Annotated in this window: 1 protein-coding gene; it reads left to right on the top strand. The window is 60.6% G+C overall.

Going from position 1 to position 424, the window contains the following annotated elements; genetic code table 11:
* Nucleotides 1–238: 238 nt before the first annotated feature.
* Nucleotides 239–424: hypothetical protein (locus D7V88_RS42375; RefSeq protein ID WP_208726808.1), on the top strand; the 186-nt coding region annotated here is incomplete at its 3' end.

Here is a 424-nt window from a genome sequence, read left to right on the forward strand (position 1 = left end):
GTAGTGGACCACGCGTGGGGCGTGGAATTGGCTAGCGGTGTCATTTCAATCCCGCCCATCCTTGCCCTTAGCCTACCAAACTGTTGGAAGCATTGTCCTGCAAGCGTCTTGGAGACATTTCAGATCTGTTGCGGTGCAAGATGCCGGATCGGGAACGTGCTGTTAACGTCCGGCCTGACCAGCGGTGTCATCCCGCTGAAACAGCCGCGATACCAGACCTTTGGGAGAGGGGAAAGGCATGCATTCTCGGAACCATGAAAAAAAGACACCGGTTACCTTGCTCGCGTTGGGCGTCGCACTGGCCCTGGCAGGCAACGCCGGCGCGCAGCAGCAGAGCGCCAACCCGAACGCCACCGACCTGGATACGGTCACCGTCACCGGCTACCGCGCCAGCGTGGAGAAGGCGCTGGACATCAAGCGCGGC

This window comes from Corallococcus terminator, from assembly GCF_003611635.1.
GTDB classification, from domain to species: domain Bacteria; phylum Myxococcota; class Myxococcia; order Myxococcales; family Myxococcaceae; genus Corallococcus; species Corallococcus terminator.